The organism is Sporosarcina cascadiensis (genome assembly GCF_009650995.1).
GTDB classification, from domain to species: domain Bacteria; phylum Bacillota; class Bacilli; order Bacillales_A; family Planococcaceae; genus Sporosarcina; species Sporosarcina cascadiensis.
This window is the reverse complement of record NZ_WHVV01000006.1, coordinates 42,979-68,281: the sequence shown is the minus strand read 5'-3', so window position 1 is coordinate 68,281 and position 25,303 is coordinate 42,979. Positions and strand designations below refer to the sequence as shown.

Annotated in this window: 39 protein-coding genes; 3 read left to right on the top strand and 36 right to left on the bottom strand. The window is 40.3% G+C overall.

Features of this window, described 5'->3' with window-relative positions:
- Positions 1-37: 37 nt before the first annotated feature.
- The gene (locus GDZ68_RS08275) at positions 38-463 is read left to right on the top strand and encodes a hypothetical protein (protein ID WP_153721808.1); all 426 of its coding nucleotides are present in this window, start codon (positions 38-40) and stop codon (positions 461-463) included.
- A 48-nt stretch (positions 464-511) separates the two neighbouring features.
- Here the strand turns inward: GDZ68_RS08275 and GDZ68_RS08270 are convergent, their stop codons facing one another.
- Complete coding sequence (locus GDZ68_RS08270; RefSeq protein WP_153721807.1) at positions 512-1,564, bottom strand: DUF4030 domain-containing protein; 1,053 nt, start codon at positions 1,562-1,564, stop codon at positions 512-514.
- Complete coding sequence (locus GDZ68_RS08265) at positions 1,545-2,075, bottom strand: RNA polymerase sigma factor (RefSeq protein WP_228551058.1); 531 nt, start codon at positions 2,073-2,075, stop codon at positions 1,545-1,547. Before GDZ68_RS08265 ends, GDZ68_RS08270 begins: the two co-directional genes overlap by 20 nt.
- A gap of 301 nt (positions 2,076-2,376) precedes the next feature.
- On the opposite strand from GDZ68_RS08265, the gene GDZ68_RS08260 reads away from it, so the two are divergent.
- Positions 2,377-2,811 (top strand): hypothetical protein, encoded by a 435-nt coding sequence (locus tag GDZ68_RS08260; RefSeq protein ID WP_153721805.1) that lies wholly within the window; start codon positions 2,377-2,379, stop codon positions 2,809-2,811.
- 420 nt (positions 2,812-3,231) lie between these two features.
- On the opposite strand, the gene GDZ68_RS08255 is transcribed toward GDZ68_RS08260, so the two are convergent.
- The 3 genes from GDZ68_RS08255 to GDZ68_RS08250 all read right to left on the bottom strand — a co-directional run bounded on the left by GDZ68_RS08255 (position 3,232) and on the right by GDZ68_RS08250 (position 5,153).
- Positions 3,232-4,599 (bottom strand): leucyl aminopeptidase family protein, encoded by a 1,368-nt coding sequence (locus GDZ68_RS08255; protein WP_153721804.1) that lies wholly within the window; start codon positions 4,597-4,599, stop codon positions 3,232-3,234.
- A gap of 44 nt (positions 4,600-4,643) precedes the next feature.
- On the bottom strand, positions 4,644-4,799 hold the full coding sequence (locus tag GDZ68_RS18070) for a hypothetical protein (protein ID WP_194841100.1): 156 nt from the start codon (positions 4,797-4,799) through the stop codon (positions 4,644-4,646).
- Positions 4,800-4,916: 117 nt separating this feature from the next.
- A complete protein-coding gene (locus GDZ68_RS08250) occupies positions 4,917-5,153 on the bottom strand; it encodes a hypothetical protein (protein WP_153721803.1) in 237 nt (78 codons plus the stop codon).
- 90 nt (positions 5,154-5,243) lie between these two features.
- Here GDZ68_RS08250 and GDZ68_RS08245 point away from each other — a divergent pair, with 90 nt between their 5' ends.
- Positions 5,244-5,681: a YaiI/YqxD family protein gene (locus GDZ68_RS08245; RefSeq protein ID WP_153721802.1), complete on the top strand. Its 438-nt coding sequence runs from the start codon at positions 5,244-5,246 to the stop codon at positions 5,679-5,681.
- Between the two features lie 84 nt (positions 5,682-5,765).
- Here the strand turns inward: GDZ68_RS08245 and GDZ68_RS08240 are convergent, their stop codons facing one another.
- The 31 genes from GDZ68_RS08240 to GDZ68_RS08090 all read right to left on the bottom strand — a co-directional run bounded on the left by GDZ68_RS08240 (position 5,766) and on the right by GDZ68_RS08090 (position 25,165).
- Complete coding sequence (locus tag GDZ68_RS08240) at positions 5,766-6,419, bottom strand: DedA family protein (protein ID WP_153721801.1); 654 nt, start codon at positions 6,417-6,419, stop codon at positions 5,766-5,768.
- A 132-nt stretch (positions 6,420-6,551) separates the two neighbouring features.
- Positions 6,552-7,178: a Type 1 glutamine amidotransferase-like domain-containing protein gene (locus GDZ68_RS08235; RefSeq protein WP_228551052.1), complete on the bottom strand. Its 627-nt coding sequence runs from the start codon at positions 7,176-7,178 to the stop codon at positions 6,552-6,554.
- Between the two features lie 53 nt (positions 7,179-7,231).
- Positions 7,232-7,897 carry a DNA-3-methyladenine glycosylase family protein gene (locus GDZ68_RS08230; protein WP_194841099.1) on the bottom strand — a complete coding sequence of 222 codons (666 nt, stop codon included), beginning with the start codon at positions 7,895-7,897 and terminating at the stop codon, positions 7,232-7,234.
- Between the two features lie 67 nt (positions 7,898-7,964).
- A complete protein-coding gene (locus tag GDZ68_RS08225; protein ID WP_153721798.1) occupies positions 7,965-8,510 on the bottom strand; it encodes a GNAT family N-acetyltransferase in 546 nt (181 codons plus the stop codon).
- Between the two features lie 130 nt (positions 8,511-8,640).
- Positions 8,641-8,940 (bottom strand): cupin domain-containing protein, encoded by a 300-nt coding sequence (locus GDZ68_RS08220; protein WP_153721797.1) that lies wholly within the window; start codon positions 8,938-8,940, stop codon positions 8,641-8,643.
- 2 nt (positions 8,941-8,942) lie between these two features.
- Positions 8,943-9,956, bottom strand: a complete 1,014-nt coding sequence (locus GDZ68_RS08215) for an LLM class flavin-dependent oxidoreductase (RefSeq protein ID WP_153721796.1) — start codon at positions 9,954-9,956, stop codon at positions 8,943-8,945.
- A 262-nt stretch (positions 9,957-10,218) separates the two neighbouring features.
- Positions 10,219-10,398 carry a hypothetical protein gene (locus GDZ68_RS08210; protein WP_153721795.1) on the bottom strand — a complete coding sequence of 60 codons (180 nt, stop codon included), beginning with the start codon at positions 10,396-10,398 and terminating at the stop codon, positions 10,219-10,221.
- A 1,078-nt stretch (positions 10,399-11,476) separates the two neighbouring features.
- Positions 11,477-11,962 carry a hypothetical protein gene (locus GDZ68_RS08205; protein WP_153721794.1) on the bottom strand — a complete coding sequence of 162 codons (486 nt, stop codon included), beginning with the start codon at positions 11,960-11,962 and terminating at the stop codon, positions 11,477-11,479.
- Positions 11,963-12,135: 173 nt separating this feature from the next.
- Positions 12,136-12,756, bottom strand: a complete 621-nt coding sequence (locus GDZ68_RS08200) for a hypothetical protein (protein WP_153721793.1) — start codon at positions 12,754-12,756, stop codon at positions 12,136-12,138.
- Between the two features lie 234 nt (positions 12,757-12,990).
- Positions 12,991-13,392: a hypothetical protein gene (locus tag GDZ68_RS08195; protein ID WP_153721792.1), complete on the bottom strand. Its 402-nt coding sequence runs from the start codon at positions 13,390-13,392 to the stop codon at positions 12,991-12,993.
- Between the two features lie 156 nt (positions 13,393-13,548).
- On the bottom strand, positions 13,549-13,779 hold the full coding sequence (locus tag GDZ68_RS08190; protein WP_153721791.1) for a hypothetical protein: 231 nt from the start codon (positions 13,777-13,779) through the stop codon (positions 13,549-13,551).
- Between the two features lie 39 nt (positions 13,780-13,818).
- Positions 13,819-14,184 carry a hypothetical protein gene (locus GDZ68_RS08185; protein ID WP_153721790.1) on the bottom strand — a complete coding sequence of 122 codons (366 nt, stop codon included), beginning with the start codon at positions 14,182-14,184 and terminating at the stop codon, positions 13,819-13,821.
- A gap of 124 nt (positions 14,185-14,308) precedes the next feature.
- Positions 14,309-14,668 carry a DUF6173 family protein gene (locus GDZ68_RS08180; protein WP_153721789.1) on the bottom strand — a complete coding sequence of 120 codons (360 nt, stop codon included), beginning with the start codon at positions 14,666-14,668 and terminating at the stop codon, positions 14,309-14,311.
- Positions 14,669-14,975: 307 nt separating this feature from the next.
- Positions 14,976-15,143, bottom strand: coding sequence for a hypothetical protein (locus GDZ68_RS08175; RefSeq protein WP_153721788.1), 168 nt, complete (start codon positions 15,141-15,143; stop codon positions 14,976-14,978).
- A gap of 89 nt (positions 15,144-15,232) precedes the next feature.
- Entirely contained in the window at positions 15,233-15,886 is a 654-nt protein-coding gene (locus tag GDZ68_RS08170; RefSeq protein WP_153721787.1) for a DUF4760 domain-containing protein, read from the bottom strand.
- Positions 15,887-16,250: 364 nt separating this feature from the next.
- On the bottom strand, positions 16,251-16,664 hold the full coding sequence (locus GDZ68_RS08165; protein WP_153721786.1) for a hypothetical protein: 414 nt from the start codon (positions 16,662-16,664) through the stop codon (positions 16,251-16,253).
- Positions 16,664-17,209 (bottom strand): hypothetical protein, encoded by a 546-nt coding sequence (locus GDZ68_RS08160; protein ID WP_153721785.1) that lies wholly within the window; start codon positions 17,207-17,209, stop codon positions 16,664-16,666. The genes GDZ68_RS08165 and GDZ68_RS08160 overlap by 1 nt, the downstream gene beginning before the upstream one ends.
- Positions 17,210-17,211: 2 nt before the next feature.
- On the bottom strand, positions 17,212-17,958 hold the full coding sequence (locus tag GDZ68_RS08155) for a head maturation protease, ClpP-related (protein ID WP_153721784.1): 747 nt from the start codon (positions 17,956-17,958) through the stop codon (positions 17,212-17,214).
- Entirely contained in the window at positions 17,958-18,173 is a 216-nt protein-coding gene (locus GDZ68_RS08150; RefSeq protein ID WP_153721783.1) for a yippee-like protein, read from the bottom strand. Before GDZ68_RS08150 ends, GDZ68_RS08155 begins: the two co-directional genes overlap by 1 nt.
- A gap of 15 nt (positions 18,174-18,188) precedes the next feature.
- Positions 18,189-18,539, bottom strand: a complete 351-nt coding sequence (locus GDZ68_RS08145; protein WP_228551051.1) for a ribonuclease H family protein — start codon at positions 18,537-18,539, stop codon at positions 18,189-18,191.
- Between the two features lie 225 nt (positions 18,540-18,764).
- Positions 18,765-19,457 (bottom strand): hypothetical protein, encoded by a 693-nt coding sequence (locus GDZ68_RS08140; protein ID WP_153721782.1) that lies wholly within the window; start codon positions 19,455-19,457, stop codon positions 18,765-18,767.
- A 15-nt stretch (positions 19,458-19,472) separates the two neighbouring features.
- Positions 19,473-19,841, bottom strand: a complete 369-nt coding sequence (locus GDZ68_RS08135) for a sigma factor-like helix-turn-helix DNA-binding protein (protein ID WP_153721781.1) — start codon at positions 19,839-19,841, stop codon at positions 19,473-19,475.
- Positions 19,822-20,244: a sigma-70 RNA polymerase sigma factor region 4 domain-containing protein gene (locus tag GDZ68_RS08130; protein WP_153721780.1), complete on the bottom strand. Its 423-nt coding sequence runs from the start codon at positions 20,242-20,244 to the stop codon at positions 19,822-19,824. Before GDZ68_RS08130 ends, GDZ68_RS08135 begins: the two co-directional genes overlap by 20 nt.
- Positions 20,189-20,389 (bottom strand): hypothetical protein, encoded by a 201-nt coding sequence (locus GDZ68_RS08125; RefSeq protein ID WP_153721779.1) that lies wholly within the window; start codon positions 20,387-20,389, stop codon positions 20,189-20,191. The genes GDZ68_RS08130 and GDZ68_RS08125 overlap by 56 nt, the downstream gene beginning before the upstream one ends.
- A gap of 15 nt (positions 20,390-20,404) precedes the next feature.
- On the bottom strand, positions 20,405-20,656 hold the full coding sequence (locus GDZ68_RS08120) for a hypothetical protein (protein WP_153721778.1): 252 nt from the start codon (positions 20,654-20,656) through the stop codon (positions 20,405-20,407).
- Positions 20,657-20,995: 339 nt separating this feature from the next.
- Positions 20,996-22,678 (bottom strand): DUF927 domain-containing protein, encoded by a 1,683-nt coding sequence (locus tag GDZ68_RS08115; RefSeq protein WP_194841098.1) that lies wholly within the window; start codon positions 22,676-22,678, stop codon positions 20,996-20,998.
- 23 nt (positions 22,679-22,701) lie between these two features.
- A complete protein-coding gene (locus GDZ68_RS08110) occupies positions 22,702-23,589 on the bottom strand; it encodes a bifunctional DNA primase/polymerase (protein WP_153721776.1) in 888 nt (295 codons plus the stop codon).
- Between the two features lie 174 nt (positions 23,590-23,763).
- Positions 23,764-24,255 (bottom strand): hypothetical protein, encoded by a 492-nt coding sequence (locus GDZ68_RS08105; RefSeq protein WP_153721775.1) that lies wholly within the window; start codon positions 24,253-24,255, stop codon positions 23,764-23,766.
- Positions 24,252-24,458, bottom strand: a complete 207-nt coding sequence (locus GDZ68_RS08100) for a hypothetical protein (protein WP_153721774.1) — start codon at positions 24,456-24,458, stop codon at positions 24,252-24,254. Before GDZ68_RS08100 ends, GDZ68_RS08105 begins: the two co-directional genes overlap by 4 nt.
- A 186-nt stretch (positions 24,459-24,644) precedes the next feature.
- Complete coding sequence (locus tag GDZ68_RS08095; protein WP_153721773.1) at positions 24,645-24,914, bottom strand: hypothetical protein; 270 nt, start codon at positions 24,912-24,914, stop codon at positions 24,645-24,647.
- Positions 24,911-25,165 (bottom strand): helix-turn-helix transcriptional regulator, encoded by a 255-nt coding sequence (locus GDZ68_RS08090; protein WP_153721772.1) that lies wholly within the window; start codon positions 25,163-25,165, stop codon positions 24,911-24,913. The genes GDZ68_RS08095 and GDZ68_RS08090 overlap by 4 nt, the downstream gene beginning before the upstream one ends.
- Positions 25,166-25,303 lie beyond the last annotated feature (138 nt).

The window sequence follows — 25,303 nt, the reverse complement described above, 5'->3', positions numbered from 1 at the left end:
GATAGAATTGATGCAGGAACCAGAGGAGGTACCACACATGAAAAGATTTACAGCGGCAGTATTGGCAGCGATTGTATTTGCAATTATTTACTCATCTATTTCGTATATACCTGATTCCCAGCGTGAAGCGAATGTTTATTATTTCGGTTTTTTCGAGACGTTTGCTTTTGTACTCTTATATTCTGGTCCTGTTTTTCTTGTAATTGGTATACCTGTTTCTATCCTGATTGATAATATCATTGAACGTACAACACTACATTCAGCAAAAGTCCGATATCTGAAAAAAATGGTTGTCTATTCAGTGACAGGGCTTCTTGCCGGCACGGCCTTTATTTTCGTTCTAATGCCTGTCTACCATCCCGCATCCATTATCTTTTCCTATGCATTGATGGGCTTTGTTGCAGCTAATATCTATTATCACCTGCTGTTAGTCATGAATAAAAGAAGATATCGTGCAGAGTAGTGACAAGAAAGTGACCGCTGCAATTTACAGTGGTCTCCCTGTTCATGATTAGTTCTTTATTTCAACAAGCAATTCTTCATCTGAATTTACTAACTGGATCGCATACTTATCATTTAGAATAATCTCTTGTATGTCCGGCAGCGACAAATACTCTCGGATCGCTCTTTCAATCTCTTCCAATATTTCGTCAGACGTTCGGCTATCCAGCTCTGTTTTAATCGTCACATACGACCGTCCTTCTCTCACCATATACGAAATCCCCGCCAGTTTATAAACTGACTTTCCTGCCAAAGCTTCATTTATATCTGAAACCATATAAGCCCAGCGATTATCTTGCTGTCGATGTTCCAGATTGAATGAATTCACTTCAATTTTTTTCACTTTTAGTTTTTGAGTCTTTAGCTCCTTTTCAATACTTGCTACAATTTTATTTTTCTCCTTAATATGATCAGGCATGTCCAGTGTCACAACATTTGAAAACAATGAGGTTTTTAAGCCTGCCAATTCATATTCTGTTTCTTCTGCATATCCATACGAAGTAAATATTTCTTTTACAATTTCACGTACCTGATCATACAGATCATTAGTTTTATCCGCACGATCTGGCAAAAATTTCTCATTTGCTTTCAGGATTTTTATTTCGTAACTGTCATAACCGTTATCTGAGAGAAAGTTCATGATCTTTGGTTCCAGTTGCTGTTTTGCATACTGTAATGAAAATTCATTTAGTACAAGCGAGATTTCAATGGTATCGGGAGAAGGCAATACCCCTACAGAATTCACTTCATATCCTTCCCCTTCCACTAACTGATAAAGTTGAGATGTCAGACCTGAGTTGTCATCACTGTCTGCGATGCCTGGTGTAATTGATATCGGAGAAATTTTAGCAGCCAGTCCCGCCATGGTAGTTGAATAAAATGGAGACATGAATATGATGGCCAGGCAAATTGCCGCTGCAGCCCAGAGATACGGTCTCGATTTATGTTGCTTGCGGCTATGTATGCTATGCATAATTTTGTTTTGTAACTGCCTTTTAGACTCTTCCGTTATCCGCAGCTCTTCCTGCAGATGATGTAACTGCTCATCCAATGAATCTTTCATAGCTGAATCCTCCTTTTTGCAATTCGATTTTCAATTCAGCCAACGCTCTTTTTAACGTCATTTTCACTTTACTTTCAGACCAATTTAAAATGCCTGCGGTTTCTGCTGTAGAAAACTCTTTCAGTTTCCTTAAAATAATGACATGCCGGTAAGATGGCTTTAATTGCTGAATAATCGAATACAACTGTTCCGTCTGATCATGCATGGCTACAATTTGTTCCGGGATTGGCATATAATCTTTCTCCGTCATCGTTAATCCTAAATAATACTGCAACGGGTGCTTTTTTCTGAAATGATCTTGTGTCACATTGTATGCAATCGAGAACAGCCATGTTTTCAGTGCCGAGTTTCCCTCGAATAAATGATAATTTTTATAAGCTTTTAAAAATGTGTCCTGTGTTAAATCCTCTGCCTGCTGGTAATCCCTTACCATCAATAGTATGTAACTTAAAATGGATTCACCGTATTCATTAAACCACCTGCCGAGTTCCTCATCGTTCAAAACGTTCACCTCTTTCTCTATACTTAGACGTAAAACCAAACGGATTCGTCACGATATTAAAACAAAAACAAATATTGAATGAAATTCAGATAAACGATAAAGCGTAACCATGGTGAATTACTTCGAATTCGCATGCAGTTTGCCCTGTAAATGGGAAAATACGTGACAATCGAGGTTTTTGTTTGACGGTAAAAACAGGTGACTATATACTCGGAGTAAATCTGGGTACCGAAAAAGAAAACGCGCAATACGTCAGGAATATTCTATTAAAGTAATAGCGGGTTTTTAAAAATATCATTTCGAGGTGAAAATGTTGAAGAGATATATCGTAATATGCAGTGTCTTCTTGCTGTTTTTAATGGTCGGCGGATGTGCGCATGATTCTCAAATGACACAGCTAAAAGCTGATTACTTTACGATTGGAATGCTCGAAGAATCATTTGAAGCTCAGGAAAATCTAGACACTGACATGATTCAAGAGCTCACAAATGCCTATAATGAAATCAAGTATACCGATGAAGTTGACGAACCGGTAAATGATGAGCAGTCCATTTTTATTACGTTCATTCATAATGACCAAATATCAGGCAGCGTGCAAGTTGATAATACAGGAAATTTTAATTTAGGAGACACTGAAAAAACGTACGTGCTCGCGCCGGATAGTAACTTTTATGAGACAGCGCTCGAGGTATATAGCGAAGTGAAAAAGCATTACGAACCGCATGCAGGGCAGGTAGAGAGATGAACATGAATGAATTAATCGATAATATCAGTGAAAATACTGCAGCAGATGTGTTGCGTATTCTGCCGGTCTGGCAATAACTTCATTCGAGAAAGATTTGATGTATTAATGATGACTCAATAAAATTTTTAAAACAGGTACGTTAGGACACGTATTAACAATCCAAGTGCACGAACAAACAACAGCTTAAGATAAATTACGATGAACTACCTGCTGTGCTTATCCGGAAGACAGCAAAATTACTGTGATTAAGTAATCTGTCATTTCCCTATGATCAAAGGCAAGGAGTTTATGATCAAGCTGAGTGCGAGTATGAGCGGATGACCGGTGTCTATGATCACAAACCCGAATCTAATGATTATCCACATAAAAAAGTTGTCCAAAAAGCCTCGATTTCCGGCTTTCTGGACAACCTGTCATTCTTTATTTAGTCAATGAAACTGTATAATCCGCAAGCAATCGGGCACCAAAGCCGGTTGCAGACTTCGTATAATAGCCCTTCGCCTTCTGCTTATCCATGACGCCTGCCATATCGACATGCAGCCAGTTTTTCTCAGGCGCGAACTTGCGCAGGAACAGTCCTGCTGTGATCGAGCCCGCCTCCGACATCGAGCTGATATTGTTGATATCCGCGTAAGCACTGGTCAGCGACTCATCATAGACATCCACCAACGGCAGCGGCCAGACGAAATCACCGTTCTGATCACCGATTTTTTTCATTTTATACGCCAGATCTTCATCGCCGAAGACACCGCCGATTTCCGTGCCGAGCGCGCTCACTACTGCGCCGGTCAATGTAGCAATATCGACTGTGTATTCCGCGTCCAATTCCTTCGCACGTATTAATCCGTCCGCCAAAATCAAGCGGCCTTCTGCGTCGGTATTCCCAACCTGTACGCTGATGCCGTTTTTGTATTGAATGACTTCACCCGGCATAACGGCATCCGGTCCCGGTGTATTTTCCACCATTGGGATCAATGCCACTACATTTACTTTCGCATCTGAATATGCAAGAAGTGACATCGCGCCGCACACTGCAGCAGAACCGCCCATATCCATCCGCATATCACTGTCATCGCGGCCGCCTTTCAAGCTGATACCGCCTGAATCATAGGTGACACCTTTCCCGACCAGCGCGACAAGAGGCTTGGAAGCATCAGTCTGCAAAGTCATCTCAACAAATGAAGGCTCATATTTACTGCCGCGGCAAACTGTCAGGACGCCGTTCATCTCGCGCTCTTCAATTTCCTTCTTGCCTAGCACTTCAACTTTTACTTTCGTGCCTTTGAAATAATCTTTCAGCACTCCAGGATACGTCTCGGGATTCAGAACATCTGATAATTCATTCATCAGATCACGTGAGAATTTCATCGCTTCTGCACGGACAGCCCCTGTTTTCACAGCTTCCTGATCTGCCCCGGCGACCTCCAGTTTCGTTAAAGGATTCGCTTTTTTGGATTGGTAGCGGTCGAAATGATACGCCCCAAGATGCCAGCCTTCCACAAACGCGGTCACTGCTTCTTCTCCAGACGACCATTTCTTCCCTATTTGATCCGCTTTGATCGTGGCAGACTCCACTTTCCGCGCAGCCAGGTCACGAGATATTTCACCTGCCATACTGCGGATGTCTTCTAATGTCTTCCACTTTTTATCCTTGATGATCACTGCCAGTCTTCCCTCCAGAACGAGTGAGGAATAGCCTCCCGTTTCGTTCTCTGTCAGTTGTTTCACCAATTGATTCTTTGTTACTTTTCCATCAGTTGAGAATAAAATTTCTGCGTTCATTTGCATGTGTCAGTAACTCCCCTCGTTATTTCGGTTTCCTAAACAGTTTATCATTTTTTATCAAAGAGTGCTAAGCTGAGCGTAGCAATTGGGCCGATCACAAGCGAAATGATGAACCAATTCAAGCCGCTTCGATTTTTCCCTTGTGCCAGTACCGCGTTGATCAGTGCCAGCGTTCCCCATCCGACAAAATATCCTTCATTCATTGACGATCACTCCATTGTAAGTTATATGAAATATACGGAGTTCACGGTCATTAGGTTTCAATTCAACACAAAAAAGGAACATCCAAGATGCCCCTATTGCATAAAGTATTCATCTCATCAGCTATTAATAGCAGTCGGTGCATTATCATCATTGGCGTTTTTGTAATTCAGATCGCCGACTTTTGCTCGGATTTCCTCTTCCGTCAACGGCGGCGGAATCTCGTGATCTGCCAATGCTCTCGTCTCCGGCAGTACTTCCTTGTTCTCCAGGGAATCATTGCGTGCTTCGATTTTCCGTCCATACTCTTCACGTTCTTCAATAGTAGTCTTCTCGTTTTCAGGTAAATCAGCCATATTGTCACCCTCTGTCTCTTGTTTTCCCTTACCATACCCGAAATTTGTTATACTAAACCTATTGAAAGAGATCGGAAGGAGAAGAAAAGTGTGACAACAATTTTAGTGGACGCAGACGGCTGTCCTGTAATCAATGAAACCATCGCGATTGCTAATGAATTCAACCTGCCCTGTGTGCTGATTTGCGATACAGCACATGAAATGCATAGGGAGGGTGCAGAAACCATCACTGTTTCTAAAGGTGCGGATGCGGTAGATTTCGTGCTCGTCAACCGGATTAAGAAAGGCGATATCGTGATAACACAAGACTACGGTCTGGCAGCTATGGCACTGGCCAAACAAGGGTTGCCGATCGACCAGAACGGCAGATGGTACACGAACGACAATATCGACCAGCTTCTTTCCGCCAGACACCAGGCGCAAAAGATTCGCAGAGCCGGCGGACGCCTGCGCGGTCCAAAGAAACGAACGGCAGAGCAAACAGAAGGATTCACTGCAAGTTTGCGAGAAATGTGCAGGAAGATTTAAATGGTGCCTGTGCGCCACACAAATTAGAAACAATTCAGAATAGTTCCCAGATTGCATGGCGCACAGGCACCGTCAAAGTCTTTGTCACCGTGCAGGCTGGCTACCGAATTTATTTTTCACTACACCAATCAGTGCAGGCAAAACGGATAAAAAGATGATTGCCAGCAATACTGTCGAAAAGTTCTCTTTAATGATAGGAATATTACCAAATAAATACCCAAGCAATGTGCATAATCCTACCCAAACCGCTGCGCCGACGATGTTGTAGAATGCAAAGTATCTGTAGTTCATTCGGCTTGCGCCTGCTACGAATGGGGCGAACGTCCGGACAAATGGCATGAAGCGAGCAATCAGGATCGTCTTCCCACCATGCTTGTTAAAGAACTCTTCTGCAGCTTTCATTTTTTCTTTATTGATGACTTTTCCCAGCCAGCTGTTTGGCGGTATCGACATTCCGACTTTGCGTCCGATATGGTAGTTTACTGTATCACCTAATACGGCTGCTACAAAGAAGACTGCGACAAGCAGCCAAATATTAAAAGCATCTACTGCTGCAAATGCTCCTCCTGCGAACAGTAAGGAATCGCCGGGAAGAAACGGAAACACCACCACACCGGTTTCAATAAAAATGATTAAAAATAAAATAGCATATGACCAGCCGCCGAATATCTGGATGATATCGACTAGATGTTCATCAATGTGTAAAATAAAGCTGATCAATCCTTGAATGAGATCCATGTAAAGGCTCCTTTTGATATGAATGAAGACGTAAGTTACTTTACGCCGAGAAGATGAAATATATTCTGGACGGAATTTTCGAGGTGTCTGAGCAAGACACATTTCCGGAACTACTCACAGTATTCCAATAACCTAATTTCTCATTTTCAATTTATGGCTGCTGAACTTCTGAGTATCTCCGAATGAAATCGTTTCCTGATCTGCTGCTATCATCCCACCGGAATCTCCTATCGCAAATACGGTATCCGCTTTTTCTTCCAACACTTTCCTTATGGAACTGTTTTGAACATCGCTGCCTTCATAATGAACTTCTATATCAAAATCGCTTAATAAGTTTAACCCTTTATTGTAAGAAAAACTCGCATAATCTTTGTCAGGCGTTATATGGTATTCGGCCAGCTGAATTATAGCTCCGGCACTGCTGCCAATTATCACACCTGTATAATTCGTAATTTCATTCAGTAAACCGAACTCCCTTAACCGATCCATCGACTTGTCCGGGAGGCCGCCTGTTAAAAAGATTATATCACTGTTCTTGATCATTTCTTTCGCTGTTTCATGGGAATCGAGAAAATAATTAAGCCAGCTGATATTTGTTTCTTGAATGCTATAAGACAAAAAAGGCGTGCAGATATTTTGATAAAACTTTCCAAATTCCTGATTGTATGCATGATCCCAGTCTTTACTATTATTAACGGAATCACTAAATGAAAAGGGAATGATTAAAACTTTGTCAGCCGGATTTATGTACCGTTTCACATAATCTTTCGCCCAGCTTTCATGAAAATTATATTGACTGAACAGCATATTTATCAGTCTTGTTCACCAACCAGCTCATCCACCGACTCATAATCAGCCAGAAAACCCAGGTGAATCGCTTCCCACAAATAAAAAGATACGACTGAGCGATACGGTTTCCAGATCGGGGATTTTTCAATCAAAATTTGACGCCGTTCTGACGTCTCTACTCCATACAGCCACTTGGCAGCACGCTGGATTCCCACATCATCTATAGCCAGCACATCACTGCGCCCTAGCGACATGATCAGAAACATTTCTGCTGTCCACTTTCCTATCCCTTTCACTTTTATCAGCTGTTCCATAACTTCTTCGTCATCATAATCAGCGATATTTTCCAAATCCAGCTCATTTGACGCGATTTTATTCGCCAGGTCTTTGACGTAATCCGCTTTGCGTTCAGTCAAGCCCGCCTGCCTCAGTTCTTCCTTTGGCACAGCCAGCAATGCTTCAGCTGTTATGTTGCCGCCCAGCAAATCCATCATACGGGCATAAATAGCACTTGCCGCACTGACGGAAATTTGCTGGCCGATAATGGACCGGACAATTGAGGTTAGATAATCGGCACGCAGTAAAATCTCCAAATCTCCGATGACAGTAATCAACTTTTTCATCGCCGGATCACTTTCCGAAATTCTTAGGGCCGGTTCATCTTCTGTACGGATAGTTAGTTTGCTCACACGGCTCATCTCCCAGGTTTTAGTGTCCCTGTGCGCCACACAATTCAGATACTACTCAGAATTGTGTTCAAGTTGTATGGCGCACAGGCACCTTCAGCAGCGAGTATATGTATGTATCGTGCGCTGTTCCATTCTGATACATATAGTCTCGCAAAACTCCTTCTTTTTCGAAGCCCAATTTCAGCAATAATTTACTAGAAGCTTCATTTTCGATAAACACGACAGCTCCTATTCGCGTCAGTTCCATCACTTCAAAACCGTAGGAAATTGCTGCTTTCACTGCCTCGGAAGCATATCCCTTGCCCCAATGCTCCGGATGAAGGTCATAACCGATTTCTGCCCGTTTATGACGGAGTGACAGCAAATGAAAACCGATTGTTCCGATCAGTTCATTGGTTTCTTTATGTTCAATTCCCCAGCGGATTCCTTTCGTTTCATCGTAACTTGCTGAAAAACTCTTAATTAAATCCTCTGCCTGTTCAATCTGCTGAAATGAATCCTGCCCATAATATCTCGTTACCTCATCTGTAGAAAAATACGCGAAAAGACTTGCAGCATCGTCCTGTTCAATTTCTCTCAATCGTAATCTGTCAGTCTCAATTTGTGGAAACATCTATTCATCCCCTTTTTTAGGGTGCCTGTGCGCCAAACAATTGGGAAAGTATTCTGAATTGTGTTTGATTTGTGTGACACACAGGCACGACCTAAGCTCCTTAAGCTCCCTACTTCTCTCAGCCTCCTATTCACTTCGCAATCTTCATAACTACTACATCCGAATCCTCTAAAGCATACAGGCTGTGCTTCTCAAGTGGTGCCATATGCAGCATGTTATCAGGCGTCACTTCCACCGGTTCGCCTTCCACTGTGAATTGCACTCTTCCTCTTTTGACTATGATGAAAACTTCCCGGTCTGCGTCATGCTCAGCCACTTCCTCGCCTTTTCTCAACTGAATATTGAGTACATCTGCATGCTCGACTCCGGCGACCTTTCCCACGTGCTTTTCCTTGTCTTTCAGCTGATATTTCGTGTCGATCAATTTCATTGTTATTTGCTCCCTTCGATTAAATTTTTTGCGATCAATTCATATGACTTCAGTTTATCACGAAAGTCATAAGTTATCGAAGCCAGCATGATTTCTTCCGCTTGGAACTTATCCGCCAGCTGTGCAAGCTGTCTGCTGACAGAGTCAGGCGTGCCGACCACCATGCGTTCACGATTCAACTGGACTAGTTCCCATTCCAGCTGACTATAAGCGTATGCGGCCGCCTGTTCCGGACTCGGAGTACCATCAACCGGCATTCCTTGCTGCTGCATGATCAGCAGTAAATCCAATGAAGAAGCCACGCGGTCCGCTTCTTCTTCCGTTTCTGCACATATACAGAAAACTGCGACCCCCTGCCTGGGAATTGAATTATATAAGGAAGGCTGAAACTGGTCGCGGTAATGTTTCGCCGCATCTTTGCCGCCTTCACTGTTAATGAACTGTGCGAACATATAGGGCAGTCCTTTTTCTGCCGCAAGTCTTGCGGAACCTTCACTTGTGCCTAAAATCCACACAGGCGGTGCTCCTTCTGTAATCGGAGCAGCCTTCAGTCCTTCATAGAGATGGTCTGCAGGCAGCGAATCATTCAGATACATCAGCAATTCATCGATTTGATTCGGAAACTGATCTTTGTTCTGATACTTTCCGTTATTCAGCGCATAGGTTGCGCGCGGCATCCCTGCAGGCGCCCGACCCATTCCTGCATCAATTCTGCCTGGAAATACAGCTTCCAGCACTTTAAAGTTTTCCGCCACTTTATAAGGGGAATAGTGAGGTAGCATGACACCGCCGGATCCGATTCTGATTGTGTCAGTCACCGTAGCCAAATGTGCCATCAATACTTCCGGAGATGACCCGGCCAAAGCTGCAGCATCATGATGTTCTGACACCCAGAACCGCGTATACCCCCACTGCTCTGCTCTTCCTGCCAGGATGGCGGTTTGTTTAAGGGCTTCATGTGCATTGCTGCCCGATGAAATAGGAGATTGATCTAATATACTTAATTTATACTTCAAGACAAGTCCCCCTTTTCTATTGCATATAGTTATTTATCATTGCGAATAGCAACAAGTGAACGCTCGAAACCCTGTTATGCAAAGGTTTGTAGATATATTCTCTATTCCTCATTATGCAATAACAGGCATTAAAAAGCATTAATATGGGGCTGTATTGGGGCTAGTTTGGGGCTAACAAATAACTTAGGCGGGCTATGGACAGAAAGGGGTAAGTGATTTTCACATACCCTTAAAAATCAAATGAAACTTCTTAATTTGCGAGTCAGTGCCTGCTAATATGTTCTCCAACCGTCTGGCGAATGGCTGTGTGGTTGTCGGTATCATATTTTCGTCTCTCCTCTTCTGTCAATTGTTCATAAATCCTTGGCGCAGAAGTTCTCATAAAAAACGCATGCATCCTTTTTTGTACTTCTATAGATGGCATATTATTTTTGACGCTCATGCGTTACACCTCCTTTTTGTATGTCGAAACAAGATTATTTCTGCAGCTAAAGAGACTTGTGATTAACATATCCATTATTGGACGCGGATCTCACTCCCGACTTATCGGGTCTGCGCAAAATCGGACATACTGTAAAAGAACTATCTCGTTGCTAAATATCTGACTGTCCAATTTTGGACTGTGCAAATCTGCGTATACCTCTCTCAGCTGAAATATCAGCCGGCCTATTTCATCTCCCCAAAATTGAGGACATCTTTTCATTAATCAGTACCGACCAATTTGGTCCCTACTGGATCAGCCACGGTCAAACTATGGATAGTTGTCCGCAAAGTGCTGACACTTCGAGACATCGGTCCAAAATTAGATACATCTTCTCGCGGCCGATTATCCGGCTGCCGATCCACCTTGTACCAAAAAGTCCATACTCAAAACTGATCAGCTACTACATTCCGATTTCTCGGATCGTACCAGGGACAAGTGTTAATACCTTTACGGTTGTACTTTGCTTTTCATTTCTGGAAGGCAAACCTTATAATATTGATTGACGAGGTAAACAACTAGAGGCATTTTAATAGGAGGTGTAACCATGCAAACGCGCAGACGAGTAAGGGGCGCGGCGAACCTAAGCGAGTATCTTCACTCAGTAGGTTGCCCGATATCAAAGTCTCATATATATACGCTCATGCGTAGACGAGAGATCCCGTTCATCAAACCATCAGAGCGCATACTGCTTTTTGATTTAGACGCAATTGACAAGTGGATTGACAGCAAGGAGATAACCTAATTGACCAATCAAGATTACATCACTATCTGCAAATGACCACAGTTAGTGAGGGTAGGACAATCTGTCCGCCCTCGACAATCTCACACAATGCCCGCGAAAGCTTTATATGCCTATTCCCCACTTACATATCTATCGCCTTGTATGCGTCATCCTGTACGGTTTTTTCTGTACTAAACACAATAAAAAGAGCAGGCGCTTGGCCCACTCTTTTAGACTTGGTTTTTTTCATATTCTTTGATGTCATACAGTTTATTGAAGCAGTAGAAGTAAAAACACCTGAAGGATGTTTCAATGTTAGAAAATAAGGCTTATCAATTCATCTGTGTCGGTGAATCTTCTACCTTCATACTCATAATAAACATTTGGGTTAGAAAAGCATTCAATCTCTCTCTCAATTCTATTAAGCTCATGTTGTATCTTCGCTTTCTCGGCTAAAAACTTATCAGCTGGTATGGACATTGAACCACCCATATACCTATTAAAACTTATATTGATCATAGCCTTCAAAGCTGTGCCTTCTCTTATAGATATCGAACGAATTGATTTTTCTACGCTAAACCATAATTCTTTATATTCCGCTTTGAAAGCAGAACCGTCATCCGCCTTCTCGATATCAAAACCGTTCTCTTTAAAGTAAACAGAAGTATTCGCCATAAAGTCGTCTTCATATTTCTTTACAAGCGGTTCAACATTCTGTTTAAAAAGAGTTGCACTTTGCCTTTCTTTCTCTTTTACATGTTCTTTCAGGTCTTCTATCTCTTTCATTTGTTGTAAATTCACATTCTCACCTCCCTTATGACATCTTTCCCCATATTATGAGTGAATACCTTTATTAATCATCCGACAATTCTCGACAATCCAACAAAAAAAGAACAGGCACTAGGCTTGCTCCTCGATAATCGATTTTGATTTTTATATCATCTTTATGTCCCGCTAGTTAGGAAAATCAATCATTAAAAATACTCCTCATTCTGTCTATTATGCTCAAGTTGGTCCTCCATGTATTCGAGTATGTTATATAATTCATCCACTCTTTCTTTCAAATGGACTACGTCAATATGGAGATCTTCTTCAAAAAACGGAGCAAATTCTTCCCCTTTCGCAAAAGGATATCTAAAGGTAAACGACCCGTTATCAAGTTCTTGGAACTGAAGAATATAGCTTTCTGTCGCCATTGCTACTTCATCAATGAAGTCAGCACCTTTATAGACTTCCTCAAGAATCGGTTTTACTCTTTTCCAATAGAATTCAAGATTATGCGCTAAATTCTTACCTAACTCCTCATAGTCTTTCTTATCTTTTGCGTACTTAATGGCATACTTTTTAAGTAACAACTCTAAAAAATGTCTGTAATTGAAGATGATAGGAAAAATGATCATATCTTTTACAGCGTTGTCACGTGGATTTTCTATAATTTGCTGAACCCCTGCATCAGCTATCTTCTTAAACCCATGATAGTACCTATTCAATAACTCATCCGTCCTACCGTTAACCGAAGCGGGTATATACGCCTTTGTTTCTTTGTTTCCGCCCATAATTAACTTTTCGCCTAATTTGGGATAAATAGTTCTCATTACACATCTCCTCCTTACTGACAATATTCGTCAAATAAGGTGAATACCCTCTATATAATAAATTACTTGCATGCGATTGCCAAGACGTAATACATCCAACACTCTTCTTGCCCTGCGCGAGGTAGTTCCATATTATCGGCCAGCAATTGTAAATTTGCATATCACCCCCGTGCTTATCACAGGGGTTAGAAATGTTTGTTCGTTAATAAAAAAGCACCTCCGATGAGATGCTGCTTAATCAATGTAACTGTCAATCAAATTGCATAAATTATTCACGCGTTCATAAAAATCCTGTTTTGACAACACAGGTATATCATCCGAAAAATATTTATTGGTTGTTAAGTTTTTCAACAAAGACCAATCATCATTTTCCTTATCGATATCTTTTTGGACATTGTATACTTCGTTCCTATAGAAATTGAACAACTCATTAAATGTTTGGGGATCAGTATCTTGTAAATGAATCAAATCTCCTTGCGCCCTCAAGAACAATCTCCTTAATTTTTTGGGAACTGTTTGATTCTCAATAGAGGATTCATTTGTTGTATTATTGTTTCTAATAGACGCCGCTTCTTCATTCCTCTTAATAGCGCGGACTTTTCCGCTTAACCCTTTATGTCTATGGTAATTATTCATAGCGCACCTCCTTTTCTGAAATATTCGCCAAGGAAGGTAAGAACCCTTTTTTACCGTTCGCTATGTACGGGGCGTAAAGGAGCCGTTCAATCACCAGAGCGCAACATTCCTTTATTTTCAGGCATGAAAAAAGCGCTATTATGGGCACTTATAGACTTACATATCGAAATTATAAGTTGATACTGGTTCCGCTAACAATTTCGTCAGGCATTCCTCCAATGAGTTACCTTCAATCATTTGATGGATCTGATTTCTGCAATCCCCACTAGGCGTTCCGAAACAGGTCCTCCAATTGCCTGTAAACTTCATTAACACAAAATGCCCATCGTAATGCAGATTCGCGTGCTCTTGTACTTTGGTCAATAATTCAACTTCTTTTTTAGTCACGTATTCCCTCCTATACCTATAACATTTGGCAAAAAATAATTATCTTCCTAGCATATCAAGTAGCTCTTTTTCTATTTCTTCTTTTGTCATCTGATCAACAGGTTTGTACTCTCCTTGGTAGTTATAATCGGCTGGGTTATTTGTTGGTCCATTTTCCGGGACAAACTCTCCATCTTCATTATAATCTTTTTGATTTTTTGACGGAGCTTTAGGGTCTGCCTTTAATTCTTCTTCAGAGTATACCGGCTTCGATACCGGCTCCGTGTCCACTTCTACTGAATCCAACTCATTGTGCGACGCCGGGACAATTTCCTCTTTTTCCTTTATAACATTCTCGCTATTACAACCTACTAAAGAACAAAGGACAAGCGAAGATAATATTGCCGAATTGATTAATTTAAGCATTTCACCACTCCTTTTACCCTATAATATCCTATCATTCAAAAATACCTATTAAAATCGTTCGACAAATACCGACACATTTTATTTTAGGCATAGAAAAAGCACCTCCGAAGAGATGCTAACATACTTAATCTTGAGTATTAAATCCGATACGTTTTTTTGGTTGTTCGGGATTTAATCTTTTAACAGCTGTCAACAAAAAGCTAATCTGAGAGATATGTTGCATAAGTTGAACTTTTTCGCCTGAGGCTTGCACTCCATGGAAAATTATTAACCCTGGGTTGTAAAAACCTAAATCTTCAACATGAAATTGTACGGTTTGACCAAAACTCACTAACCTCATTCCAACCTCATGCGCTTGATCTAACTCACCATCAAAATCATTGATTAATTCTACTAGTCTTTCATAATAGCCTTCTGCCATATCTGCTTTTCTGGTATCAGATAAGTCTTTTTGAACTGATTGAAAATCGATTCCTTGATACATTGCCTCACCTCCTACTGACAATATACGTCAAAGAAGGTGAATTTCCTCTTTTTATCACTCGGAAATAAGCCAGCTATCATATACTTATCAAATCGTATAGGTGATAGTATAAGCTTTTTGAATTAATTGCTTCGAAAAGATCTTCATTTTACTCTCCCTCTAATTCATGGCAGAAATAAAAAGGAGGACAACAAATGACTCAGCGTAATGCTGCATTCAATTGTTGTCCCCAGTTGGTCAGTAAAACAAATCCTAGGAATGAGTTATTGTTTAAAATAAATGTTTTCATCTTTATCATCATGAGATATTATACAGGAATCAGTTCTCTTAATTCTGAACTTTTTTTTTGCCGATTCGTCTCTTCATTTTCATCCAAGAGGTCACTTTTAAACATGTCAAACTTACCTTTTGTTAAGTTATTCACAACTTCACTTCTAAGATCTTCTTCACTAAATTGGAATAGTTTTTCATACATGTTGTTCACCCTCCCCTTAATTCATTTTATACTTTTCTTTACCCTATATCAATTCATTTTATTCAAATGTTTAGATATTGTATTGACTTTTAACCATTTTGCAATATTTTTTGCTTTGCTTTCTCTAACTCAGCTTGTGTTTTGTTAATTGAATTAATACTCATTCTATTGCTCCATTTTGTGTACAACTTCACGATATTTGCATAAGGTACGTCATTTGTACGAGAGATAGCTAAAGATAAATATTCATCCCTAATAAAATTACAATACACTGTAGATATTGGCTCGTATACAATTTCTTCATCAGCCAAATCCACGTTGATAATTAAAGAAATATATTCAAGTTCGTTTAAAATATTAACCAAACCCTTTTTTTGTTTTGTCAACGTGATAGCAAGATGCTCTTTAGATACTTTATTCATATCAACGACAAATAGATCATTATATAGATTCTTGACCTCCGGAAATTTTTCATTCTCAATTTCTGACTCATAAATGCTGATGTTTGGTATGATTTTCGAGGAGAATGCATTTAATATTTCTAGGGATTTTTCTTTCCTTAGGCGATTTTCTTGATTCTGCATTTTATTTTTTGCAGATATTATTTGCATAAGTGTTAAACCTATAGATATAACCATAACAATTCCTGCCAAAAAGTAAGATAACTCTATGAGATCTTTTGCAATAACATACCAATCATCTTTAATAAACAAATTAATTTCTTCCTTGTTATTCTCTTTCAAAATTACTCTCCCTCTTCCCTCCGCCGAATCCGCTGAACTTCCCCTTGGTGCGCTACAATCTTGTATTCACTCTGCTTCGTAAACCTCTCACCTTAGCAATCTCATCCGAAACTATCGAAATACCGTTGGTCAGTAGTTTCATTATACCAATATTCGACATATCTTCACAGTCGATATTGTTCAACAAAAGGGGAAGTTAATCTTTTCGGTATACAAATAAAAAAACAGCCCCTATCAAGCAGGCTGCTTTCCAGTCAATCGATATGCAACATTCTTCACAATAAACGAACAGGCCGTACGAACCAAGCCTTCTCGACATCCACACACCTTACAGCAATTACTCAAAGGATCACTACCTTTTCTCTCACAAGATTTCTTTCATAATCGTCAAGTCAAAGTCATCGGGTGTAATCTTTTCCCCTTTATACTGCTGATACATTCGGTGTAGAATATGTCGCTTGGCTTCTTCCAGCCGCTCTTCTTCTGTTTCATGCTCACATTGATAATGGAGAATAAACGGAATATGCAGATGTTCCATGCGGTCAAATTTCTTCCGATTCTCTTCATTGATTTTGAGTGCTTCCGGATTAGCTTGAAATACTTGTTCCTGTAACTTGGTATGTTTAGCTGGTGGCGCTTCATAAGGATTGAAAAACCGCTCTGCCGCTTCATTGGTGGCTTCGAATGTTCCGGTATACCTAATACATGGTGTACGTGCTTCCTGCATAGCAATGCGCTTTTGATACGTATTTAGACGTTCGCCTTTTGTCACTAGCATTATTGAATGCCCCCTTTGATTTTTAATACCTGTACAGCTCGTGCAGAAGCAGCTAGCTGTGACGGTTGGTTTAACCGCTCTAACTTCGCTCCCATTCCATTTGGCAAGTGGTATTGTAAGCGACTAGCATGTTGTGCGGTCTGCTCAATTTGAATCATTTCCATAATAATTGGCTGTGCTTTTCTTACATATTCGACCATTAATGATTGCAGTTGATTATCTAGTTGTTGTAATTGTTTGGACTGATCTTTTATGTCCTCGTTGTAATCAAACACGGCTTCCTGGGCTTCTGCTGTGTCCATTGGTTTGCCTCCATAGCCATACTCTTTTTGCTCCCTACGTGCATCTGCAAGCGTCCACTCTAACTCATCAATATCCTGTAGAATAGAGTCACGGTCCCATCTATCTTCTGCATCTTTCAGGCTCTCTTTCGCTACTTGCAGACGGTTTTCTAGTGTGTGGATGCCTACCTTCTTTTTTGCTTGCTCATGTGCTGTAATAGCTTGCATGGTACGCATGAAAGGAACTTCTTTTACTTTTGCCATGATTAATTCCCTGCTTTCTTAAATTTAGTTAATAGATTGGTTGGTTTAGAGCTTGCTTTCATATTTTGCAGAACAGATCCGCTATTTGAAGACTTTTGAAATTTACTCAAAACGCTTGCTTGTTTTTGTGGGTGCTTACTAATATGACTGGCTGCAAACTTCTGTAATATCGTTTTGGTATAGTCGTCTTTCGCGTCAGCTACTACCGCTTGTTGGATAGCTTGATCTGCCACGCTCTCCGCACCTATCACTGTCACCGTAAAGTATTCAGCAGCTTCATCACCAGTGAGCCATGTTTCAGGGTGAAGCAATGTTTTAATGGCTTCCTCTGAAATGCCTGGCTGTGCATTTGCCGTATAAACGGATAGAAGAGTTTTTTCCATTGTTTCCAGTGTGCTTATGATTTGCTGAAAATCGATTTTGTTTCCCATCGCCATCACTAATGGTAAATGAACCATGAGGACAGCATTTTCTGGAATGATTACTTCATCAGCTGCAAAAGGAATCACACTTGAGATAGAACACGCAAAGCCATCAATATAACTCGTTGTCGGTCCTTTATGCGCTTTTAAGATGTTATAAATAGCAAGTCCAGCACTCACATGGCCACCGTATGAATTAATGTGAATGTCTAATGGTTCGTATGGATTCAACTCTTCCAAGAAGGCTTTCACCTCTGTAGGAGTTACGTCTGTGTCATAATATTTCTCTTCTGATATAGAGCCATAAATATTTAGTATAGCGATCATTAGTCCACGTCCTTTTCTGCATTTCGCTGTTTGTTTTCTTCCACTTGTCTTGTAACTCGGTCTAACAAGAATTGTTCACCTGCTGTGGGCTTGTCCTTCCACACTCCTGTTTGTTCAAATTCCTTAGTGACACCCACATGATAGGCTGCAGCAATTCGTTGCAAGTCTTCTTCTGTTAAATCCTTTGCAGCTGTTCCTATTCTTTGTTTACACATCCTCTTTACCTCCCATTAATAATCATCCTCTGGTTCTTCCCGGGGCACTTGTACTTTGAAATTTAATTGCTGCAAAATTCTCATCATCTGTGTATTCACTCGGATCAGTTCAGCAATCGAATCATTTTTCTTATGGCCAAACTGTGTATCACTGTTTCTCCATTCCACCATCACCCCGCGTTGCTGTATGTCTCGGATCAGTCCGTTTTTTATATCCCAAAAGGCCATATAATCATTGAGTAAATTGATAAAATACGGACCATCTATTTCATGTTCTTTCAGCTGATCTAGTAAACCTTGGTGAATTATGGCTCGCAATTCACTGTATTGATTACTAGAAGTTGTTTCTTTGTAAGTATCTTCCACCTGTTACACCCCCTCCCCCCTTATGTACGAGAATCGAATAAATATAAAGAGTCATGGCCCCTCCTCGTTGTTTGGTTCCCCGAAAATTCTTCAAAAGTTTTGACCGGGGGGATATGACTGGCCCGCTTGTTCTTCCACAGTGACAGAGCCACCCGCTGATTAGTTCGCAAGTCAATCTGCACCTCTACCTTCCCAACCAACTTGCTGGATAGGTAACGCATTCAATCAAAAGAAGTTAAACCGTTCCCGCATTTCTCTACGATTCTTTTCCTGTTCATCCTTGTATTGCTGAATCTCTGCAGCTGTCATATAGACTTTCAGACGGCCTTTCATGAAGGGAATACGGCCTTGATCTAATTGATACCTGTCTTCTAGTCGTTCTACTTCTTCTTCCTGCTGTTGCTCTATCTTCTTAAAAAACTGCTCTATTCGCTTGAGGTTCCTCTTCAATACACGGCGTAGGGTCTCATAGTCTACCTTCTCATTGTGTAGAAAGTATCTGGTGAGCAACTTACTAGATGGCTTGTCCAAACTGTCCATGATAGATAGGAAGAGTTTATGCTCTTCATACAGCCTATCTATACGCTTGGTGAAGGCCATCTTCTCATCCAGTATCATCAATGCCAGGTTCTCTGTACCCTTCATGACCGGCTCGTCTGTGTCATACATAGGCACGCCGTAACTGAACTCATACAGCTGCTCAAAGTGTTCAGCTTGCCTGCGCTCCATTCGTTCGGCCAGCTTCTTCGATTGCGCGGACATCCACAGACTATACATGACACTTCTAACTCTGGATTCATCTGCATCCATTTCGATATCTGGCCCGTCAACTTCTTCAGTTTTGATTTCATAAACAGTTCCTTCTGTTAATGTCTGGATCTCCTGGCCGAACGCTTCCGATAAATCTGAAAGGTTCATATGTAACACCTCTCTTTATTTGGAACGGTTCGAAAGAAAATTCTCTTTAAATCGTTCTAATTCTGCGTGAACTCTTTCGAAAGTTGCAATGGTCTCCATAGCTTTCGCATGCCTTTGATATGTGTAGCCAACAGAGAATCCCATGACATCCGCAATGTCACTTAATGATTCACCATCGACATATCGCCTGATTAGAATTTGATTGTCTATATCTTTAAAGGCGTTCAAGATGGCTCTAAATTTACCTTCTCTCATTATTCGTTCATCCAGCAAAGATTGAGTTTCTGTTAACTCAGCTGGAGATAGCTGCGGATCTGTCAGTTTGAATTTTAAATAATAAATTTCATTTCTTAATCCCGCATAATCACCGATCCATAAATTCATGATATTCACCTGCTGTTTCTTCTTTTAAATTCTTCATGAGTTTTGCGTGCGCTGTATAAATATGCCTGGCGCTATATCCCAACTTTTCACCAATATCTTTAAGAAACACACCGTCAATATATTTCATTTTCAGAATTTGATTATCAAGATTTCCGAAAGTCCCTACTAGTTTTTCTAATTCCAATTTGTCACTTTTCTTAGCCTGTATGAAATCCTCCAGCCATTGAATGACAGACGGCTCCACTGGCTCTTCTTTTAGCTGTATTAATTTATTTTCAAAGTCCACAATCTCTTTTTTAAGATTCCAATAATCTAATAGCCAGTGCATTGATATCACTCCTTTATTTTCATGTTTCATAGCAAACAATGTACGGTTGGCAGTAGGTTTTACATCTTCCGTCATAAAAGTGAATTTCCACAGTATAGGTTTCATTCTTTCTGCGGATCAACGTGATTCCAGACACATCCATTTCCCCCCTACGATAATAGGTGATATCTCCATCACCTGTGACGCCCACATTCTCAATTTCTAATTCCGTTTCTAACATTGGAATCACTCCTCTTTAGATATGAATAGAATCCAGTTGAACACCGTACTTTTCAGCTGACCGGATATTCTCAGGATTGTCACGATCAATCACTAAATCGTAGGTAGTTCCTTTCGGAAGATCAAGACAATGAGCAACTCTATTTCCTTCCGACGCTGAATGAATATGTCGCTTTTTACAGATCACGCATTTTTCTACCACGGCATATAAACTAGTGGGCTTTTCATATCTCGTTTCTTTTAGTGTTACGATGTTTTGTTTTTTCATTTTCTTGTCTCCTTTTATCGTATCTGGGTACCTTTAGAGGTTATTTCGGTACTTTGGGTACTCGCTGGGTACCCGCTAAACCTTTTCATACCAATACTTCTATCTGTCCGGTACCCGAAGTACCCTGTTTTTCCAAGAACATAGGATATATATTCATTAGGCGAAGTAAATTAAGTTACTGTCATGAACCCATTAAATAATTGGGTACTTTGGGTACTTTGGGTACTTTGGGTACTTTGGGTACTTATATAACAAAAGCGTTGATATGAAGCTGTTTCTAGAGGTACCCAAAACTTATTTTATTAACTTACTGTTGGGTACTTTGGGTACTCTTTAAAATTAATCCTCTTCCTCAAAATCAAATCCCATTTTTTCTATAATTTCAGGATTAAAAGCAACAGGTCTGTATTTTTTTCGCAAATGTTTAAGTTGTCTAGTATCAGTTTTCTTACCGTCTCGATCAGAGCTTAACGTGATCCCTCTTCTCAGCCATTCACTTCTGATTGCGTTCATTTCAACGCCCAAGAATTCTTTTAGATAAGCTGGCAACAGAAACAGCGTTCCGTCTTTATAAATTGCTTTCATTTCCATTTTCGACTCATACTTTCCTGAAATGCACTCCCTGGAAGCGTCTAGATCAGTCAATAACGCTTCTAACATTTGCATAGGCTTGTCCACTGACTTGTTTTCTTCCATAATTTCATCAAATAATACTTCCAGCCAACCTAAATCCAGTGGTGCGTTGAAAAACTTCATCAGAAGACCAACTGTAAAATAAATAGCTGAATAATGCCGGGCTATCCTAGAAACGACTTCATTCCCATTACTTTTCTTTTGGAACATTTCATTATGCTGATAATACAAAGGGAGCAATTCTTTCATGTTCTTTTGCCAGTGTTCAAGAAATTCCATCCCTATGGTTCCGTGATTAGTTTCAATTGCCCTATAAAGTTCAATGAAAAATATATGATCCGGGTCTTTGAACGGCAATCCTTTTATCGGTAATACTCGCGCTGCAGCTCCCCCCGCTCTTTCGGCATAATCGACGAGTGACGTTTCACCAGTAGAAAGCATTAGGTTATTCCATGAAAACTCTTTCTGACTGCCTGACACACTCCCACGCCCTTTAGATCGACCGCCGCTAAAGTTGTATATAAATCTTTGTAACTGCCGTTCATCCGCTTTCATACTGTCATCCAGAATTAAAGGAAAGCTGTTCAAGAAGGCTGATTTACGTTCGAAAGAGACCGCTGTACCATTCCATTCAGAAACAAGATGTTCCGTACCCCACACACTCGCTGCTGCCTTCAAAACCGTTGTTTTACCTTTTGAAGTGGGGCCGGATAAATCAATAATGAATGGTCCTAATTTCAAATCCTTTAAGATAACTGACGTAAATGAAGAGATGAGCATTAATAACGCTTTCGGATGCGGTTCAAACAATTTCAATACTGTTTCAATCCATTCTTTACTGCTGCCAGATGACTGAAACGCTTCAAATATTTGTTTCTCGCCTATGTCACCAGGAAGAATCTCCAAACCGTCCGTATGTAAAGGATGGACGAATGATTTCTCTACATGGCCAAGCCGTTCAACCATTTCCGTAGATGGCACATTATTCAGCAACAAGAACTTATCAAAGAAATTAATTAAATTTTTAGCATTATTATCATTCACCGCTAATGACATATTAGAAATCTTCTTTAATTCCACAGCAGTGGATATGGTCAAAGCAGGAACGATTTCTTTATATAAACGGCCTTCATTCTGCCAACATAGTTCGTAGTAATATTCGGATCGTTCAATATTTGTTAATGATCGTGTGATGATCGAGAACGTTCTGATTAGGTGAACTGGATACGTTATTTTGTTTTCTCCCTTACCTTCAGAAACAATAATGTAGAGTCTCCCGTCCTTCACTTCAAAACCATCTGGTATTTTCACATTTAAACCGGAGGGGTGATCTACGGTTTCAGTTTCAGTTCTCTGTATTATTTTTCTTTGTCTTTCTGCTAAACTCACAATTTCAACAGGTGGTCTCGTCACTATTTACCCCTCCTTTCTAATTCTTTTTTTGCAATGCTTGTAATCACTCCGTTCAGTTCATCGCGGTCCATTGGTGGATTGTTTCTTTCATTCCATAAGTGCATCATCTCGTAAACTAGCAATAGATCCACTCTTCTAGAAAGTAGATGGCCAACAATAGAAGTAGCTGCCGGATTGCGACCTTGCCCTTCCGCCAAGCCCTGCATGAGCTTGTGCCAGTGAGATGATGGCTGTGCAATGGCATTCCCACCAGGTAAATGGTTCTGCTTCTTCAATAGATCAGTTAGCCAACGTGGTGCATCTGCAATAGGAATTTCTAATGGCCTGCTTGACAACTCCCATTCATAACAAGAACCAGTCTCATGAACCGATGGTGCAGCTACTATATATCCACCATCGCCACGTATATCTAAACCAGGTTGAAAGTTCACTTTGTTGCCTATGCCTTCCTGGTAATTAAAAAAGTAATGGCTGCCACCTGATCCTGTAATCGATTCGATTGTGTCAGGTAATGGACCATGTGTTTTTTCTAGTTCTCTAAGCGTTTCTCGGCCATCAACTTTATGAATGTCTACATCTAAAACGAAAATACCTGATTCTCTTCCAGTTCGAATGGCTATATTTGCACCAGGGAAATCAGTACCCCACCACTGTTTAATAGTTTCAATATTATTAGTAGCGGCTTTTAATCCATTGTGCGTGATCGGATGCTTCGCTATCTGTTTACACTTAGAATTGCCACAAGTACAGTTACCAGCATTCAACCCGTGAACCGGGAATACGTGCCAATTAAATACCTTTGCATAAGCTACTGCAGATTTAAGCATCTTTTCGTTACGCCTATTTATATTGATTTCATGAATTGGTTTTGTTATAATTGTTGACATTAGCTTCAGTCCTTTTCTCAATAGATGCACTTTGTCTTAGAAGGACGATTCAGACGTTATGATACTTTTTGCGATAACATTCGTCCTATCATCAAGACAAAACGTGCAAAGTCTCGATGACTGCGCTACAGCAACCTAAAAAGATTACCTGCCTTGATTCCATTGCCGTGGAATTCAGGCTTTTTTTAATTGCTCTGTTTCGTCAATTTTCGCAATTACTCCAGCAATCCACGTTTTTACTTCTTCATCTGATTCAGGATCTCTGCCAAATTCAGAAGCAAATGCTTTACGGTTATAGCTCATAGCAACCTCGTTATCTCTTTCTGGTGACATTGTTTGTAATTCTACTTGAGGATAGGAATGACTTACCGTTTCTTTGACCCCTGGCCCCTTCACACATTCTTCAAACAGAACGTTTGTCGTTTCGTCTAGTAACGCGAAATCCTTTTGAAATTCATCGCGCGTATGATCTGCAATGGACTGAAGCAGTCTCAATTTCCTTTTCACTTTATCCCAGTGAATCATTGCGTGCTCGCGTTTAATTTCATTAGCATCTTGTGACAACTCCGCTATTTCATTGAACATATCCTCAATCAATTCACCGTGCAGCAAAAACCCACCCCGTACACTGTCCATTTCGTATACCGCTTCTCTTAGTTTCGTCATCTTTGTTCCCTCCATTTTTTTGTTTCTTCAAAGTCCTTCTTTTCCTGTTCAACCACCAGTCGTATGGCATGCTCTGCGAACATTTCAAGACTAGTAATTTCATATGGTTTCGGATCTAGACCTGCCGCCTTACTGCCAGCTATCAATAATGCTTTGTATTCTTCCAAGTCCTCCACAGTGGTACTGGATAGTGTAATGTTCATCTATTTCTCACCTCCTAAATTAATGCAGCAATCACAAAACTCATAACTGCCAGGCCGCCGTAAAAAATATTGATTGCCAGTGTGTTCGCTTCTGGTGATTCCGTACCAGTCAATACGTTTAAAAAATCCCTCACTAGATCAACCTCCAATTAAGTTCCATTCATACGCCCGCCAAGCGTTTTATTTCTACCACTCGTCTACTATTTCAGTAATCACTTCAATAGCTTGCTTATACAGCCACCATCTTTTTCGCGACTTTCTTCTTTCGATTAATCTCATACGTGGATCACCCAATATTTCATCTTCCAGAAAACGCTTTGACATAGAAGTAATTACAGCCAGTTTCTCTACATCGACTAATAGAAAAGTTTCGTGAATGGTCTTATCAAGCTGCTGCTGAATGTATTGCTTAATGGCCTGTTCATCAACGTTCACTTGTACTTGTGCTGGAATCAATTGCTTGCGACCTCCTCATCAGCTTCTTTGTTGCAATACGCAACTTCTTTTCTAAAAAAATATGAAGCTAATTCAGTTTCTTTTATTTGCAGCAGTCTCGCTATCTCCAACACTTCTTTCAAATATAAAGGCCTTTTATTGTTGATTTTTTGATTTACGGTCGGCAGTGAGACACCTAACATGTTTGCCAAGTCTTTTTGACTAAAGCCTAATTCCATCATTCGTCCTTTCACTTTCGAAATATTTAACATTTTAAAATCTCCCTTCATATTCAGTTGCATTATGCAACTTAATTAAATATTACATAGTATTTTGTCAGTTGTCAATTACATTATGCAACTTTTTTTAAATTTTTATTTATTTTTTGTTGCTTAACGCAATATTAATGG

What these genes read in the sequence shown, in the direction of transcription:
- GDZ68_RS08275 (WP_153721808.1), top strand. Translation starts at nt 38, where the DNA reads ATGAAAAGATTTACAGCGGCAGTATTGGCAGCGATTGTATTTGCAATT.
- GDZ68_RS08270 (WP_153721807.1), bottom strand. Translation starts at nt 1,564, where the DNA reads ATGAAAGATTCATTGGATGAGCAGTTACATCATCTGCAGGAAGAGCTG.
- GDZ68_RS08260 (WP_153721805.1), top strand. Translation starts at nt 2,377, where the DNA reads ATGTTGAAGAGATATATCGTAATATGCAGTGTCTTCTTGCTGTTTTTA.
- GDZ68_RS08255 (WP_153721804.1), bottom strand. Translation starts at nt 4,599, where the DNA reads ATGCAAATGAACGCAGAAATTTTATTCTCAACTGATGGAAAAGTAACA.
- GDZ68_RS18070 (WP_194841100.1), bottom strand. Translation starts at nt 4,799, where the DNA reads ATGAATGAAGGATATTTTGTCGGATGGGGAACGCTGGCACTGATCAAC.
- GDZ68_RS08250 (WP_153721803.1), bottom strand. Translation starts at nt 5,153, where the DNA reads ATGGCTGATTTACCTGAAAACGAGAAGACTACTATTGAAGAACGTGAA.
- GDZ68_RS08240 (WP_153721801.1), bottom strand. Translation starts at nt 6,419, where the DNA reads ATGGATCTCATTCAAGGATTGATCAGCTTTATTTTACACATTGATGAA.
- GDZ68_RS08225 (WP_153721798.1), bottom strand. Translation starts at nt 8,510, where the DNA reads ATGTTTCCACAAATTGAGACTGACAGATTACGATTGAGAGAAATTGAA.
- GDZ68_RS08220 (WP_153721797.1), bottom strand. Translation starts at nt 8,940, where the DNA reads ATGAAATTGATCGACACGAAATATCAGCTGAAAGACAAGGAAAAGCAC.
- GDZ68_RS08210 (WP_153721795.1), bottom strand. Translation starts at nt 10,398, where the DNA reads ATGAGCGTCAAAAATAATATGCCATCTATAGAAGTACAAAAAAGGATG.
- GDZ68_RS08200 (WP_153721793.1), bottom strand. Translation starts at nt 12,756, where the DNA reads ATGAGAACTATTTATCCCAAATTAGGCGAAAAGTTAATTATGGGCGGA.
- GDZ68_RS08195 (WP_153721792.1), bottom strand. Translation starts at nt 13,392, where the DNA reads ATGAATAATTACCATAGACATAAAGGGTTAAGCGGAAAAGTCCGCGCT.
- GDZ68_RS08185 (WP_153721790.1), bottom strand. Translation starts at nt 14,184, where the DNA reads ATGCTTAAATTAATCAATTCGGCAATATTATCTTCGCTTGTCCTTTGT.
- GDZ68_RS08180 (WP_153721789.1), bottom strand. Translation starts at nt 14,668, where the DNA reads ATGTATCAAGGAATCGATTTTCAATCAGTTCAAAAAGACTTATCTGAT.
- GDZ68_RS08175 (WP_153721788.1), bottom strand. Translation starts at nt 15,143, where the DNA reads ATGTATGAAAAACTATTCCAATTTAGTGAAGAAGATCTTAGAAGTGAA.
- GDZ68_RS08165 (WP_153721786.1), bottom strand. Translation starts at nt 16,664, where the DNA reads ATGCTAGTGACAAAAGGCGAACGTCTAAATACGTATCAAAAGCGCATT.
- GDZ68_RS08160 (WP_153721785.1), bottom strand. Translation starts at nt 17,209, where the DNA reads ATGGCAAAAGTAAAAGAAGTTCCTTTCATGCGTACCATGCAAGCTATT.
- GDZ68_RS08155 (WP_153721784.1), bottom strand. Translation starts at nt 17,958, where the DNA reads ATGATCGCTATACTAAATATTTATGGCTCTATATCAGAAGAGAAATAT.
- GDZ68_RS08150 (WP_153721783.1), bottom strand. Translation starts at nt 18,173, where the DNA reads ATGTGTAAACAAAGAATAGGAACAGCTGCAAAGGATTTAACAGAAGAA.
- GDZ68_RS08140 (WP_153721782.1), bottom strand. Translation starts at nt 19,457, where the DNA reads ATGAACCTTTCAGATTTATCGGAAGCGTTCGGCCAGGAGATCCAGACA.
- GDZ68_RS08135 (WP_153721781.1), bottom strand. Translation starts at nt 19,841, where the DNA reads ATGAATTTATGGATCGGTGATTATGCGGGATTAAGAAATGAAATTTAT.
- GDZ68_RS08130 (WP_153721780.1), bottom strand. Translation starts at nt 20,244, where the DNA reads ATGACGGAAGATGTAAAACCTACTGCCAACCGTACATTGTTTGCTATG.
- GDZ68_RS08125 (WP_153721779.1), bottom strand. Translation starts at nt 20,389, where the DNA reads ATGTTAGAAACGGAATTAGAAATTGAGAATGTGGGCGTCACAGGTGAT.
- GDZ68_RS08120 (WP_153721778.1), bottom strand. Translation starts at nt 20,656, where the DNA reads ATGAAAAAACAAAACATCGTAACACTAAAAGAAACGAGATATGAAAAG.
- GDZ68_RS08110 (WP_153721776.1), bottom strand. Translation starts at nt 23,589, where the DNA reads ATGTCAACAATTATAACAAAACCAATTCATGAAATCAATATAAATAGG.
- GDZ68_RS08105 (WP_153721775.1), bottom strand. Translation starts at nt 24,255, where the DNA reads ATGACGAAACTAAGAGAAGCGGTATACGAAATGGACAGTGTACGGGGT.
- GDZ68_RS08100 (WP_153721774.1), bottom strand. Translation starts at nt 24,458, where the DNA reads ATGAACATTACACTATCCAGTACCACTGTGGAGGACTTGGAAGAATAC.
- GDZ68_RS08090 (WP_153721772.1), bottom strand. Translation starts at nt 25,165, where the DNA reads ATGTTAAATATTTCGAAAGTGAAAGGACGAATGATGGAATTAGGCTTT.